The organism is Lysinibacillus mangiferihumi (genome assembly GCF_003049665.1).
Lineage (GTDB): Bacteria > Bacillota > Bacilli > Bacillales_A > Planococcaceae > Lysinibacillus > Lysinibacillus mangiferihumi.
The window spans coordinates 1-13,174 of record NZ_PYWM01000021.1 but is presented as its reverse complement, the minus strand read 5'-3'; the positions used below and the strand labels follow the sequence as shown (position 1 = coordinate 13,174).

Sequence of the window (13,174 nt, the reverse complement as noted above, 5' to 3'; positions counted from 1 at the left end):
TATTTTTGCCTCATTTTCTGATATTAGTTTTAAATTCACGTTTGAAATTTTCCTCCCCCTGGTCAAACTGAAGTTCTTGTAATCGCATAATGTGCAGCTCTCCAGCGAAGTTGACCCTGTATTGATTTTTAGGTAGAACCTCCACTATCTTTCCAGGATTTTCAAACACACGTGGATGATATGCCTTTAAACACGTATAAGCTTCATCATCACTTTCCTGTGTAATAATGACACGCACCCTATCACCTACTGCAAAATTTAATACATCAAAAATTGTTACTTGTCCTAATGCTTCCATTTCTTCAAAATGCGTCATATTCGTATCTTTCCTCCCATACTCTAGATAAAATATGTAAAGCTCCTTTTGCGCTTTAAATTGAGAATGGATAAGTCATTGTATTTCATTAAGCATGCTTCTGAGTTCATTTTCTTCTTGGGTAAGAGCATCTCGTTCAAATTTGTAAAATCCCTCTAGTATGTCGACAAAAATTTCACCCACTCTATCATTCACAATGTTTAGACCATTCGATATACCCTTTTTAGTTAGTCCTCGCTTAACTCCAGTTTTCAGGTAGTCCAATTGAATTTTTAATGTTGACAATTCCGAACCATGTTTTTCAAAAGCGCTCTTTAAAAAGTCTAATTTCCGATTATTTTCTAGTTCTGACACTCGTATAATCGTCTGAAAATAATTAACTACAGATTTACTATCAAAGGGATCGATTAAATCCTTGTATTCTTTAAATAATTCGCTCCGTTTATTCCTTAAAATATCTATCTTAAGTTCAATAAAATCTAAAATTTCAATAAATCGTTCACCAAGCATTAGTAGTATCAAAAGTAGTGTCAAAGGTAAAAACACTAAAATTGTAAGTAATACCGATAACATAGTAATCTATCACCTGCTTTTTTCATTCATAGAGGGAATTTAATAAAATATAACGTGCCCTAAATTCAGAATGGATAAGTCTAAGTCTTTTTTGATCTTCAAATATCCGTAGCATTTTTTCTTGAAAGGTTAATACCCTAGGAAACAAGTTGGTTTGATTCTTTGGGGCTGGTAAAAATAATTGTAATTCTCTGCAACCTGTACTTGTTTTGCCACTGACAAAAACATCGAGGAATGTTTTTGTCATATGAAAGGCAGCACCTCTCCCCACTTTTCCAATGACAACAGCATTGTATTTCCTATCCGTAATATCTAAAAAACGTAATGGGCTGTTTGGATACTCTGTGTTCATTCGTTGATAACCTCCTTTTTATTTTGAAAATATTTCATTTTCTTCTTCAAAATAGTCAGTTTCATACATTCGATGCCATTTATCATTGAACTGAATTTCTAACACAGTAACACTAAACAAACTAAGGGAATTATCATAACTTTCTTGTATAGGAAGATTATCTAAAACCGTATTTTCCTCTAAGTCCCAATGGTTATACTCATAGGAACTAATGGCCATTTTGTAATAAACTTCATTGGCATCATCTACAAGAATTGCAAATGTCCCATTGTCTTGTTTTGCTAACTGAAGAAAGGTTACTGAAATCTTTTCCTCCTCTTCTGCACAACCACTTAGAAAAAATAATGTTGATAAGCCCAAGATGACTAACATTATTTTTATCTTCATATAACATCACCCTCTTATTCACTTTGGATCACGCTTTGGATTATGGAATCATCCGCAAGCTGAAGACCTAACCAATAGAGTGCTGATTTTTTTTCAATATAATAGGCAGAACGACTTAAATTTAGTTCAGGATAAACAAATTCATCTCCTTGATACTTGCCCTCAGCACTTCTGGATAAATATTTAAGCTGTATCAGCTTACGGTGTAACTCTGGTAAACTATTTAAGTTTGAATGAAAGGCCTCCACCCATTCAGCTGCGGCTGCTCTTTTGATTGCTGTCGATTCTGTAGAACTATGAAAATCATTAGAATGACTCGGCGTTTCTTTCCAACGACTGGTCATGCTTGGTAACTGGCTGGAATTAGCCTGTAATTCCATTTCAAAATATTTGGGCAAACATTTGTCGAGTACCCATGTAGTTAATTCTTTCTTATTTTTTTGATTAGCCATTTCAATAGTGACGACCCTCCTTAAAAAATAGAAATAAGTTGAGAACTAAAGACTTTATTGGTTTAGTTCTCAACTCCATATGTAGTACCTAGCCATTACCAACCTTTAAAACAAGCATCAAATAAGGATTGTCCATATTTTGATAAACTACTATGCTTGGCAGCTGCTGTTTGCTGTACTACAGTTGTTAAATCTCCATACTTCCTACGTTTTGATACAACAAAGCCAACTTTATGGACTATTCCGTCTGGAAATTGCATTGTCAGTAACGAAACGAGTGTACCCTTTTGTGATTTTGGTATTGATTCTGGTATCATTTGCAACTCTCCAAATCTTTTTAAAGTAAATATAAATAAAAACAACAAAATAAAATTATTAGAAAACTTAATATATCTAACAGCATTGGCTACACACCTTCCCATTTTTAAGGGGCAGGAATAACATGTGGCTCACCAGAACTTCGTTCGATTAGTACCCATTCAATATTTGTTTTTTTACTTAGTAACCACTCATTCGGGTTTAATCCTAATGAGTGGAGATAATTGCGTTGATAAACTGTTAGCTTTTTTCCATTCTTCATAAGACCACCCCTTCTTAATTTGCAATATTCAAAATCCGATTTATCTCACGTTTAGAAGCAAATCGCTTAACGTGTCGTACTTGTAATGTCACAATCCTTTGATCGTTTACACGTAAAGCTGTAAAACTTGAATCCGATATAAACTCTTCGACCCAATGCAACTCATTGTCATAACTAAAAATGAAATCGCCATGTTTTACTGGTGGCTGTGCTTGATTTACTTTTACTTCTAATGAAGAGAGAAATTGAAACAATGAATCTAAATGTTGGATACTAGCATTCAACATATTCCACCTCCTCGTTCACGTTCCGACTCACCAATTTTGGCGAGACCCAACCACAAATAAAAGCTAATGCTTCATCCATTGCATTACGTGGAATATCTTTATAGGACAACACCTGAAATTGTTGCTTCAGATCTTTATATAGAGCAGCAAAGTATTTTTTTCGGGAGTGAATCGACAAATTTGGATAGAGCAGTAATATCCGGTTTCTCACAGCAAGACGAATCATCTTTTGTTCTTTGGATAACAATGTCACTTGAAGGTCTGCCAGCAATCGATGTGTACGGTCAAATTCCTCTATGTATAATTCTTTAAATTGCATAGCTTTTTCACCTGTATATCCCATTGCTAATACTGCAAATCCATTAAATGTTAGTACATACATAGGCATTTTTCGGCCTTGTCCATTTACATATTCAGCCTCACCAAAATTAGCGAGACGAAAGGCATCTGAACATTTTAAACTGCGTATATCACGTAAAACCTTGTCATGCCCTTTTTGAAATACCTCTGCAATAATCCGACTATCTGTAAAAGCTTGATTATCATTCACAAAAACAATTCCACGTGGTCCTTCCAGTAATTGTTTTAAACTCAAAATCAATGCTCCTTTCTACTGATACACTCGCTCTTTATGTCTGCCATCTACATTCCACATTTCGATTCCATCTATTGTGACTTTATAATGTTCAGCAATCCAATCCTTATTGCTTTCGTCTATATACCAGGGCACCTGTTGCTCCTTTGTTGTAATGGCATTAAAAGCCTCTTTAGTGAGTAATACATGTCCAATATTGTTATCTTTATCTCTAGAAATACTTATAATGCCTAGTTTTATAGCATGAGTGTATAAATCCTGTTGTAGTCTCACAAATCGTGGATTAAGATCGAAAAAAAATACATCTTGATGTGTTCTAAAATAATCCTCAAATTCTTGCTGTACCTTTAAAACTCTTTGAATAAAGGCTTGAATTTCCTCTAATCTTTGCATTCAATTGTCCACCCTTCATATAAGAAGCACAGTTTACTAATAGGGCTATCAAATGTAGCCCTATTCAGTTAACATTCAACTAAATCTTCTTTAGGCTTTTCATATCGTTCGTTCTTTTTTACTGCATTTTCTGCTACAGCTGCAACTCGAACTAATGTAAGAAAATACTGCTGATTTTCAGTTGTCATTTGTTTTACGATACTAGCAATTTCGGAAGTTATAACTTCATTACGCATATTTACACCACCTTTTTAACTAAATTTGTGATATTTATGTTTTCATAATATCACAAATTTAGTCATATTTAAACAAAAAAAATTCTTTTGTAATAATTGAGCATTTACTTTATTTGTGATAAATTATAATTACAGAAAAGAGGTGAATCTAATTTGTATAACCGAATAAAAGAAATCAGAAACTCTTTAAAAATGAACCAAACCGAATTTGCTCAACATTTAGGATTGAGTCAATCAACTCTTGCTATGATTGAAGTTGGAAAACGTAAATTTAGTGACAAACATATTAAAATAATCTGTTCCACTTTTAACATCAATGAAAATTGGTTAAGAACTGGCGAAGGTGAAATGTTTAATTCTTCTCTTTACGAAAAGGAATTAATAGATGTTTTTGATAATCTTAATCCTGAAACACAACAATATTTAATTGTTATGGCCAAAGAGCTACTTAACACACAAAAGAAATTATTAAATCAAAAACATGAAGAGGTCGATTAATAATACAAGCAGAATGGTGAACTTAACTGTTCACCTTTTTTCTTGACCATTTTCTGTATACAAAAACGGTAATAAACTCAACACAAATACTTGTGTTTCTTCATCCAATGACTAATGAATAATATGTAATTGTCCAAACTTATTTTCCCTATTTTTTGAGTCAACAACTCAACACACCCCCTCTTTAAGTGTTATAGACACATATTACCATCTATTTTTTGAGTATACAACACATTTTAGTATTAAAGTTGTGTTGACTTCGTGTTTTTTGTGTTGTAAATTAAATTCATCTTAATTTATAAGGGGGGATTAAACTTGCACCAAAGGATCAAAGCTGTAAGAGAAAAATTAGGCTTATCTCAAAGAGCTTTTGGAGAAAAATTAGGGGTAAGTAGAGATGTAATTAGTAATCTCGAATACAATCGTGTCCAGCCACAAAATAAAAATCTATTAATTCGACATATCTGTACACAGTATTCAGTTAATGAAGAATGGTTACTTACAGGTAAGGGAGAGATGTTTTCTGAAGAGAATCATCCTAACACGAGGTTAGAAGAAGCAATGTGTATCTTTAAAGACTTAGAACCAGACTTCCAAAATTATGCTTTGGAACAAATAAAAAAACTATCCGAACTACAAAATAAAAAACCCTAAGAATTAATAAATAGGGCTATGAAAAGTAGCCCTATTAAAAAATAAGTAAACACTATTATTCAATCCACTGGAGCATTTCCCACAGTAAAAATTCCTTTTCCCTCACCTTCTTATGAATATACAATAACTAAATAACAATACTTTGTTTAATGCGCATTATTTTCTAAATATTTTATCTATCAGGAAATTATGTCTTGTTTGTCCGAATTGTAGTGCCTTTAATAAGGTTAATGCATACTCTTTTGTTTCTTCATCTAATGATTGAAACGCAATTTTAAACTCTTCAATTTTATTTCTTTCATGTTGTGTCATAAACGCAGCATACTCCTTTATTTGTAATTTTTTACACCATAATTGGGTTTTGTATGGTTTATTATGTTTTTTTATACACTAATAAACCATTAATGACAATATTCGACATATCGAGAATTATTGTATAATCAAACTAAAAATTTTGAAATTTAATTCATACGACTAGCTTCGACATATCAAGAAATTTTTTCCTTTATAGGTATTTCCTCTTGAAATTTTTGAATAAATTTTGTCGAAATATGTATAAAAAACGAGAGTAAAATCACGTAAAATTTTTCTTTACCATAGTAATCTTTTGTATCAATACAAAGTAAAAATAAGTAATAATTACCTATAAAATTCAATTTGTCGTTATAAACTATCATATTTAACTTCTAATTCATTTCAAAAAAAATAAACCAAAAGTAATGAAATACTAAAAACAGTTGCAAATATGCCTGACTTGATCGATGCAGTTCATAAGAAACCAATCTTCCAGCTGGGTACCTGGTGTTTTCGGTGGTCCATAAGCGACTTTTGACATTGGCCGGATCGGATGCTGGCTTGATCCATATGATTTAAGAAACTGCTTTATTACAAATAAAAACAGCCAAATCTCCAATTAAGGAAATCTGGCTGTAATAAACCTATTTTACATACGACAATCAAAAAGGAGATCGGCCACTCAAAGAAGAGCGCCTGCAGCAACTAGAAGAAACTTTAGCAGCACAAGGTATTTATCCTGGAGGGAAAGTCCATAGAGTGCTAGAAAAATTGATTTATGACCTTACATACAACGGAGTTATCAAAGTAAGTCGAGAACATTTAAGCAAAAAATTAGAGGTTGGTTTAAATACAATTTCAACAGCTTTTAAGTATATGGAGCAATCCAAGCTATTTATCCTTTCCAGAAACAAATCCGGGAAAACGAATAGTGGTTGTCGGGTCATTCTGGATGTGCAACATGTGAATTTTGAGAGCATTTTAAGAGAGGTTTATCATCTCACTGCCTATGAAATTGCAATACGTAAAAACAAACCGATTAGCCTTATTAAGTGCTATTATTCACAACAAAATCAACGATTTAACGGTTTCAAATTCATCTGCAGTATCAGAACAAGATAAAACTAGAAAAGTAGAATTGGTACCTACATGGTTTGCGACTCGTCATGAGCAAGAAGAAGAAGTAACCGAAGAAAAGAAAGCCTATTTTGCGCAGGAGCGTGAAAGAATATTGGCCATGTTAGGGAGTATTTAATCAAAAGAGGAACAGTTAAAACCGAACCTCTAGTTTGCTATGGATTTTCCTCCTAGAGGCATGGCAAAGTTAACAATTTTTATTCTAGTTATATGAAAAAAATCAATTTATAGGCCATTTACGTTTGTTTTAAGACGGTTATTTTATTTTTGCTTTATTTTTCACTTAATGCTCTAATTTAAAAGGGCTTAAAAAGCTCGAGGAAAGCTTAGAGAAATATACAGGATTTTATGCAAAGTGAAGAATAAACCAGATAAGTAAAAATACTGCTACATCAGCGTTTATGTTGCCTGTATAAAAAGGTATATAAAAAATGTTCATAAGAAAAACCACGAAACGTTGATTTAACAACATTCGGGGCTTTTTGATGTGTTTCCAAACTTTGATTTGGGAACGTTATTTTGAATGGGATTGTATAGCTTGAAAAATCCTCTCTTTTTAATTTTGTTATTAATTCTATTTCTTCGTCGGTTTTTCCAATTCAGTTAGAACTATTCTCTAAATGACGATGTTATACCACCACTTTAAGCAGAAGAAGATAGTTAAATCTCTGATTCTATGCAAAGAAATGAGATCTAATTTGTTCTATTCTAGAAGTCATATCTCCCATATTTGTGCTTATACTTACCGGGATTTGTTGCTGATATAAAGATCTTGCCTTTGCTTTAACAGCGTTGTTATTTCCAGCTTGTACCTTATCCGTTACTTTATTTTGTTTCAACGTAGAATTTACTATGTCATCAATAAAAATTTTAGCTGAGGACGAGATAGAACCTTTACTTGTTAAACCAATGCTATTTATTAGTTGCTTCTGTACAGTGGATAAATTACTATCCTTATCCAATTTAGTTTCAAGTAGATCTAGAAAACCATTCTCACTGTACAAGTCTAATATATTTGATTCTTTAGGATTTTTTAATAACGACTGTCTTTGTATATCAGATATTTTTTTTATATTGGAACTATTAAGAAGAGTATCTGTTAATACATTTTTGAAAGCAGTTTTTTGATCTTCTGATAAATTTAATTTTTTGTTTTCAGACAATTCTTGAAGGAGTTTTTGTGTGAAAAGTATATTTTCTGTAGATGGAAAATTTATATTCAATGTTATCAAGCTTCCTTTCTCGAGATATTCATATCTTCTTCTATGAATATTATCGTCAATTATTAGAGATATTCACCTATAAAATAGTTAATAACCAAAACAATAACTAATTTACCATTTATTTGCTTGATGCGATGTAGTATTATATAATTAAGGTTTTGTACAATTCCTTAAAAAAAACAAAAAGGAACTAGGTTTATGAAGAAGAGGTTTTCTGAAAAACTAGTTTTTTTACCAAAAAACACATAAAATTTCAGGGTGTGGAATGTGAGGTGGATTTTATAAACATTAATAATCTCAGTACATTTAATATTTTTACAAATAGCAAAATGAATAATGTTGTAGCTACTGTTCCAATAAAAACCTCTTTATTTGCAACAGTGTTTAATGATTTTTTGAAAGAAAAATCATTAGCAATAACTAATCCTAACGATTTGAAGTCTTCATTGGAATTACATCTTTTGGAGGACAAAGTTAATCAAACAGTTGAGCTTGAAAACAATTATTGCTCGCTATGTGGTTCTATGATTGAAGATGATGGTAGTTGTCCGTTATGTATTGTGCCTATATTTATAACTGGTAACAGCAACCAAACATTCCAAAATCAAAATGTTTCACAAGTAAATAATTCCTATGTAGAGTTTGGAAGTAGAGTACATCACTTTATTAGAAAGTAAAGAAACATCAATAAAATCACATGATACCAATTTAAAATTTGAAAAAAGCACCTATTTAGTTGAATGGGTGCTTTTTTGTGTCATTACAAAACATTATACATTTTGGGTTTACATAACAACCGAAAAAGGCAGTAATGACAAAGAACTAACCCTTGTCATTACTGCCTTTTATTTTCTTTTCGTTTTTTACTTTCTCGTTTTAAAGTACTGATAGAAATACCTGTGATCTCAGCTATTTGTTTAAATGAATGAGTATCTCGTAAACTTATCGCATGATCTAACTGTTTTTTAGTGTATTTACTTGGCCTGCCTTCACGGAATCCTGGTTGCTGTTTAGCAATAGCTTTTCCTTCCTGGGTACGTTCAACAATAAGATTCCTCTCCATTTCAGTTACAGCCAGTAACGTCTGTAAAAAGAAACGCCCCATTGTCGTATCTTCAAGCAATCCAACATTAAGCACATGTACTTTTACGCCTTTTGCGAATAACTGTTCAATGATTTCGATGCCTTCTTTAGTGTTACGAGCCAATCTATCCAATTTGGTTACAACAAGCTTGTCACCTTCTCTTAATGTAGACAGCAGCTCATTTAATTGAGGTCGATTTGTTTTTATTCCTGTGAATTTTTCTTTGTAAATAACAGTTGCTCCTTCATTCTCCAATGCTTGGAGTTGAACTTCTAATTCTTGTGATACAGTTGATACCCTCGCATAGCCGTAAATCATGGGAAAAACCCTCATTTCTATACCCTTTTTATGAACCTTGGTTATGACACCACTTGATACCTTGATATTACTGTACTAATTAAGAAGTATCAATACTATTAAGTTGTGACACTTTTCAAGGATAGTTTTCAGTTGGAATAATCCGTCGTAAAAATACATAAAATTCTATATTTTAATAAAATTTGTAAATGGTGAAAAAATATGATACATTGTAAAATGTAGTAAAAATAGTACATATTAGGAGAGAGAAAAATGAAGAAGATAACAACCATCTTGACAGCATTATTTACCCTATTTATTGTATTTGGGATTATGGGGAACGCATCAGCATCTGAGTTAGATCAAGAACTAAAGGAAGATTTTTCTTCCACTTTGTTCACAGAAACTTCAATTGAAGAACACGAACACGAACACGATTCTTTTGTACTAACTGGAGATGATAGTATAACTGAAGATGATAGTATAACTGAAGATGATAGTATAACTGAAGATCATCAACAAATTCTTTTTGCTAAGCCGTGTAACCATGTTGGTACTCTAAAAGTAACAAAAAATGTTGGTATCCATAGCGTATGTGGGGGGTTTTTATCCAAGGTATATTGTAAGCCATGTGGTCAATTTACAGGTAAAACCATCTGTCTATGTGGTTAACAAACTCTCATTACCACAGGAATAAAAGCAAATGGTAATTTGAAATAACAAAAATACAGGAGGTAATGAATACCTCCTGTACATAACAATTTGTCCTTTTGTATGTTTGTTAGTAAAAAATACTGCTTTATTAGTGAGTCCTATTTCTTTTTATTTTCAGTAGATATTACTGTTGCCTCTAACTTCGCTTCATAATTCCCGCGAATACGTTCACTCTCTGCATGCATTTCTGCGACTTTATCATTGTATTTGTCGTTTTGAGCTTGTAACTTCGCTTGATACTCACGTTCTACTTCTACAAGTGCCTTCTCACGCTCTAAATCCTTACGCTCCTGCATTATTTCAAGTTCGCGAGTATAGTTCAACTGTGCATTTTCTAAAGTCGTTTCTAATTCACGTACACGTTCATAGGCTTGCTGCTTCGCTTGTTTTAATTGATGGATTTGTTCCGTATATGCTGTTTGTTGTTCGTTTAACTGTTGTACGAGAGACGCCTTTTCAACTTCAAATGCTTTTTTTAAGGCCTCATTTTCGTCAGCATAGCCCTGATATTTTGTTACAAGCCCGCTTAATGTATCGTTCTTTTCTTTATATTCGTTAATCAACGCTTGGTTATTATCAATCGTATTTTGCATAGATACTAAAGTATTCTCTAACGTTAGTGCATGTTTGCTAGCCTCCTTATGTTGTTCTTCTAAGTCGCTAATACTCAACTTTAATGACCTGTTTTTCTCTTGCAATTCGGCAATGATGCCCTCTTTACTATCTAGTTTATCGCTTACTTCTTTCACTGCATGGTCTTTTAAATAGGTAGAACGGGCAACCATATTGCTAATTAGTGAGTAAATCCTTGTCGTGTGTACTTCTAATTCAGCAAGATCGTTTGAATAATCACTGGAGATTCCGTCCTTCAAGCTGTTTAATTCATATAAGGATATTACTTTTTCTAACCAATCTTTCCCTGTTAAACCGCTCATTTCGACTGTTGCTTTGGCTTTATCATAAACTTCCTCAGTTACTTTGACTCCAAATGTTTTATCCGCCATTTCTTCTCCTCCTTTTAGTTAACTTAAAATATCACTATTATCAATTGGTTAACTAGGTTAACTATAGTTAACTTACTTATTTATAGTATGCCTTTTTTCTTTCTTGAAAACAATGAGTAACCCCTCGAATTGGAATATTTTTGCGTTGATTCCCTTTTAGAACTTAAAGAATGTAGGGATGGAAGTCTACCACACCGTATACATTTATAAAAGTTGTTGAACTAGGTTGTATTTCAATAAAAAAGTTTCAATTTGAGTAAAGAAGGAATGCGTCTTCTTATATTCAGTTAACTTCTAAATATTTTATTTTCAATGGTTAACCTAGTTAACTAAGTTAACTTTGAAATTGAGTTGAGTTATTTACAATTGGCTAAAGGTGCATACATGCTTTATTTGAATGTCAAAAATGCACTTTCTGAAATCAAGTTGTATCCTAGTGAGCATGAATCGAAAAAATCCTTTTTGACGGTAATGAAACAAGAAAATACATGTAATCACCGGACGGCGTACAAACTTTTAATATTACGTCCGCTGTAATGGATCAGAGAACGAAGTTTGCTCGCGAAATTATAGGAGAAATTATGAACGCTTACCGAGGGTTCGGACGTATACAATTAATTTTCGTAACTGGCGGTGGTGCTAACTTGCTTATTAAGAGTAGGGATCGTTTATTTTGTGGAGAATAGCCAGTATGCAAATGTGCGTGATTTCTACAAAACCCTTTGCTCGTACCGAGCCATTAATAAATCATAAAATTAAATAAAGTAACTTAATCAAAATAATAAAAGTTACCTTTTCACACTCTTGCAAAGTTTTCAAAACTCCTTTTGTTTTTTGTTTATAATCCTCCTCTTTTGTTTTTATTTTTTTAATTACATAAAACGCAAAAAAACCGAATGTGCGATAACGCTCAATCAGTTTGAATTGGACACTAAACGTCCACCATATATATTTTTTACATAACAAAATACCGATAGGCTTTTTGCTCAATCAGTCACATTTAATAACTTGCTCCATATTTTTAATAAACCGCCATACACAACTACGCTTTTGGTAGTATCAATGTATTTATGCAGTGCATCATATCGTTGATTTTCGGCTATTGCTTACTCTGTCAAGGATTCCAGATGCATTTAATGCGTTTTAACGCTTCTATAACCATGCCTTCTTGCGATATATCCAACTGAATAGTGATGGCAAGTACACACAGCACTCTGGCATTAATCGAGCAATCTCACGTTATACCAATAGGCAGTGAAGGTGAGCATGAACAGCGAGAGTATGTAAAAAAGTAAAGTTTATCTGCTAGTATTATAGCATTTTTCGTTGGTTAAACCTAGCAAAAAATGCTACCGCACCAGCTACACCGGCTTGCTGTACTCGATTCCAAAAGGAAAGAATCCCTATTCCTTTTGGAATCTGCGTTATACGCTAAGGTTTTTTTATTTTAGGTAACCTTTTCGGAATATATAAAGTTACCTAAAATAAAAAACCATTATTTCTTTTACCGAAGAAACAATGGTTTTTGCCCTTGACATACCTTTGGGGAAAGATAGTGAACGATTTACTGTTCATAATCATTATGCATCTGAATTTCGATAAAATCTAATAAAATAAATCAATCGCCTGTTTAATAACTTTTATATTATCGCTATCTAACGACTGCATCACATCGGATAATTTAATGTCATCCTTATTGCTGTTGAATAACTGCAAACCAAACCTTATCATCACTCGCTCACTATGCGAAAGCACTTCCATGTCCTTGAACAACCCATCCATATCCACTTTCTTATCTTCACCGATGTTTTTGATAAGACAATCAGCTTTATAAGTCGCTCCTACTACATACGCTAAACAGCCATAATACAAGTCACTTGAAATACTCAGTTGGTTGAATACATTTAATATCTTCAACGATTGTTCTTTATGCAGATCGCTTTTAAAATACAATTCTCCTGCTGGGGGTTCCTCATTGTCCAATGCTTTAACAATCGTTTGGCGTAAAAAAAGCGAACGATTCCCTTTTGCTTTCTCATCTAATGCTGTCCAATCATCTTCCGTCAGTGTGAGAGAGACCTTTTTAGTAATACCAATA

Annotated in this window: 21 protein-coding genes; 5 read left to right on the top strand and 16 right to left on the bottom strand. The window is 32.8% G+C overall.

Annotation, left to right across the window (positions count from 1 at the left end):
• Window positions 1-10: 10 nt before the first annotated feature.
• From C9J37_RS18110 to C9J37_RS28375, 11 genes are all read right to left on the bottom strand, one after another.
• Entirely contained in the window at window positions 11-316 is a 306-nt protein-coding gene (locus C9J37_RS18110) for a hypothetical protein (RefSeq protein ID WP_107896475.1), read from the bottom strand.
• Window positions 317-391: 75 nt separating this feature from the next.
• Entirely contained in the window at window positions 392-889 is a 498-nt protein-coding gene (locus tag C9J37_RS18105) for a hypothetical protein (protein WP_107896474.1), read from the bottom strand.
• A gap of 22 nt (window positions 890-911) precedes the next feature.
• On the bottom strand, window positions 912-1,241 hold the full coding sequence (locus tag C9J37_RS18100) for a hypothetical protein (protein ID WP_107896473.1): 330 nt from the start codon (window positions 1,239-1,241) through the stop codon (window positions 912-914).
• Between the two features lie 18 nt (window positions 1,242-1,259).
• A complete protein-coding gene (locus tag C9J37_RS18095; protein WP_107896472.1) occupies window positions 1,260-1,628 on the bottom strand; it encodes a hypothetical protein in 369 nt (122 codons plus the stop codon).
• A 14-nt stretch (window positions 1,629-1,642) separates the two neighbouring features.
• On the bottom strand, window positions 1,643-2,080 hold the full coding sequence (locus C9J37_RS18090; protein WP_107896471.1) for an ArpU family phage packaging/lysis transcriptional regulator: 438 nt from the start codon (window positions 2,078-2,080) through the stop codon (window positions 1,643-1,645).
• Window positions 2,081-2,175: 95 nt separating this feature from the next.
• A complete protein-coding gene (locus C9J37_RS18085; RefSeq protein ID WP_107896470.1) occupies window positions 2,176-2,397 on the bottom strand; it encodes a hypothetical protein in 222 nt (73 codons plus the stop codon).
• 107 nt (window positions 2,398-2,504) lie between these two features.
• Window positions 2,505-2,660, bottom strand: coding sequence for a DUF6906 family protein (locus C9J37_RS28380; RefSeq protein WP_167397355.1), 156 nt, complete (start codon window positions 2,658-2,660; stop codon window positions 2,505-2,507).
• A 14-nt stretch (window positions 2,661-2,674) separates the two neighbouring features.
• Window positions 2,675-2,947, bottom strand: a complete 273-nt coding sequence (locus tag C9J37_RS18080) for a hypothetical protein (protein ID WP_107896469.1) — start codon at window positions 2,945-2,947, stop codon at window positions 2,675-2,677.
• Window positions 2,934-3,542, bottom strand: coding sequence for a Rha family transcriptional regulator (locus tag C9J37_RS18075; RefSeq protein ID WP_167397354.1), 609 nt, complete (start codon window positions 3,540-3,542; stop codon window positions 2,934-2,936). Before C9J37_RS18075 ends, C9J37_RS18080 begins: the two co-directional genes overlap by 14 nt.
• Before the next feature lie 15 nt (window positions 3,543-3,557).
• Window positions 3,558-3,935, bottom strand: coding sequence for a hypothetical protein (locus tag C9J37_RS18070; RefSeq protein WP_107896467.1), 378 nt, complete (start codon window positions 3,933-3,935; stop codon window positions 3,558-3,560).
• A gap of 68 nt (window positions 3,936-4,003) precedes the next feature.
• On the bottom strand, window positions 4,004-4,171 hold the full coding sequence (locus tag C9J37_RS28375) for a hypothetical protein (RefSeq protein ID WP_167397353.1): 168 nt from the start codon (window positions 4,169-4,171) through the stop codon (window positions 4,004-4,006).
• Window positions 4,172-4,324: 153 nt separating this feature from the next.
• On the opposite strand from C9J37_RS28375, the gene C9J37_RS18065 reads away from it, so the two are divergent.
• Window positions 4,325-4,669 (top strand): helix-turn-helix transcriptional regulator, encoded by a 345-nt coding sequence (locus tag C9J37_RS18065; protein ID WP_107896466.1) that lies wholly within the window; start codon window positions 4,325-4,327, stop codon window positions 4,667-4,669.
• Window positions 4,670-4,984: 315 nt separating this feature from the next.
• Complete coding sequence (locus tag C9J37_RS18060; protein ID WP_107896465.1) at window positions 4,985-5,323, top strand: helix-turn-helix domain-containing protein; 339 nt, start codon at window positions 4,985-4,987, stop codon at window positions 5,321-5,323.
• Between the two features lie 156 nt (window positions 5,324-5,479).
• Here C9J37_RS18060 and C9J37_RS28370 read toward each other — a convergent pair whose 3' ends face one another.
• A complete protein-coding gene (locus C9J37_RS28370; protein WP_167397352.1) occupies window positions 5,480-5,635 on the bottom strand; it encodes a hypothetical protein in 156 nt (51 codons plus the stop codon).
• A 991-nt stretch (window positions 5,636-6,626) separates the two neighbouring features.
• Here C9J37_RS28370 and C9J37_RS29050 point away from each other — a divergent pair.
• On the top strand, window positions 6,627-6,872 hold the full coding sequence (locus tag C9J37_RS29050; protein WP_235617159.1) for a hypothetical protein: 246 nt from the start codon (window positions 6,627-6,629) through the stop codon (window positions 6,870-6,872).
• A 556-nt stretch (window positions 6,873-7,428) separates the two neighbouring features.
• Here the strand turns inward: C9J37_RS29050 and C9J37_RS18045 are convergent.
• A complete protein-coding gene (locus C9J37_RS18045; RefSeq protein ID WP_107896463.1) occupies window positions 7,429-7,977 on the bottom strand; it encodes a hypothetical protein in 549 nt (182 codons plus the stop codon).
• A 272-nt stretch (window positions 7,978-8,249) separates the two neighbouring features.
• Here C9J37_RS18045 and C9J37_RS18040 point away from each other — a divergent pair, with 272 nt between their 5' ends.
• Window positions 8,250-8,654, top strand: a complete 405-nt coding sequence (locus tag C9J37_RS18040; protein ID WP_107896462.1) for a hypothetical protein — start codon at window positions 8,250-8,252, stop codon at window positions 8,652-8,654.
• A 158-nt stretch (window positions 8,655-8,812) separates the two neighbouring features.
• Here the strand turns inward: C9J37_RS18040 and C9J37_RS18035 are convergent, their stop codons facing one another.
• Window positions 8,813-9,379 (bottom strand): recombinase family protein, encoded by a 567-nt coding sequence (locus C9J37_RS18035; protein ID WP_107896461.1) that lies wholly within the window; start codon window positions 9,377-9,379, stop codon window positions 8,813-8,815.
• A 252-nt stretch (window positions 9,380-9,631) separates the two neighbouring features.
• Here C9J37_RS18035 and C9J37_RS18030 point away from each other — a divergent pair, with 252 nt between their 5' ends.
• Window positions 9,632-10,030, top strand: coding sequence for a hypothetical protein (locus tag C9J37_RS18030; protein WP_107896460.1), 399 nt, complete (start codon window positions 9,632-9,634; stop codon window positions 10,028-10,030).
• Between the two features lie 140 nt (window positions 10,031-10,170).
• Here C9J37_RS18030 and C9J37_RS18025 read toward each other — a convergent pair whose 3' ends face one another.
• Both C9J37_RS18025 and C9J37_RS28365 read right to left on the bottom strand, forming a co-directional pair.
• On the bottom strand, window positions 10,171-11,076 hold the full coding sequence (locus C9J37_RS18025; protein ID WP_107896459.1) for a coiled-coil domain-containing protein: 906 nt from the start codon (window positions 11,074-11,076) through the stop codon (window positions 10,171-10,173).
• Window positions 11,077-12,681: 1,605 nt separating this feature from the next.
• On the bottom strand, window positions 12,682-13,174 hold a 493-nt coding region (locus C9J37_RS28365; RefSeq protein ID WP_107896457.1), incomplete at its 5' end, for a hypothetical protein.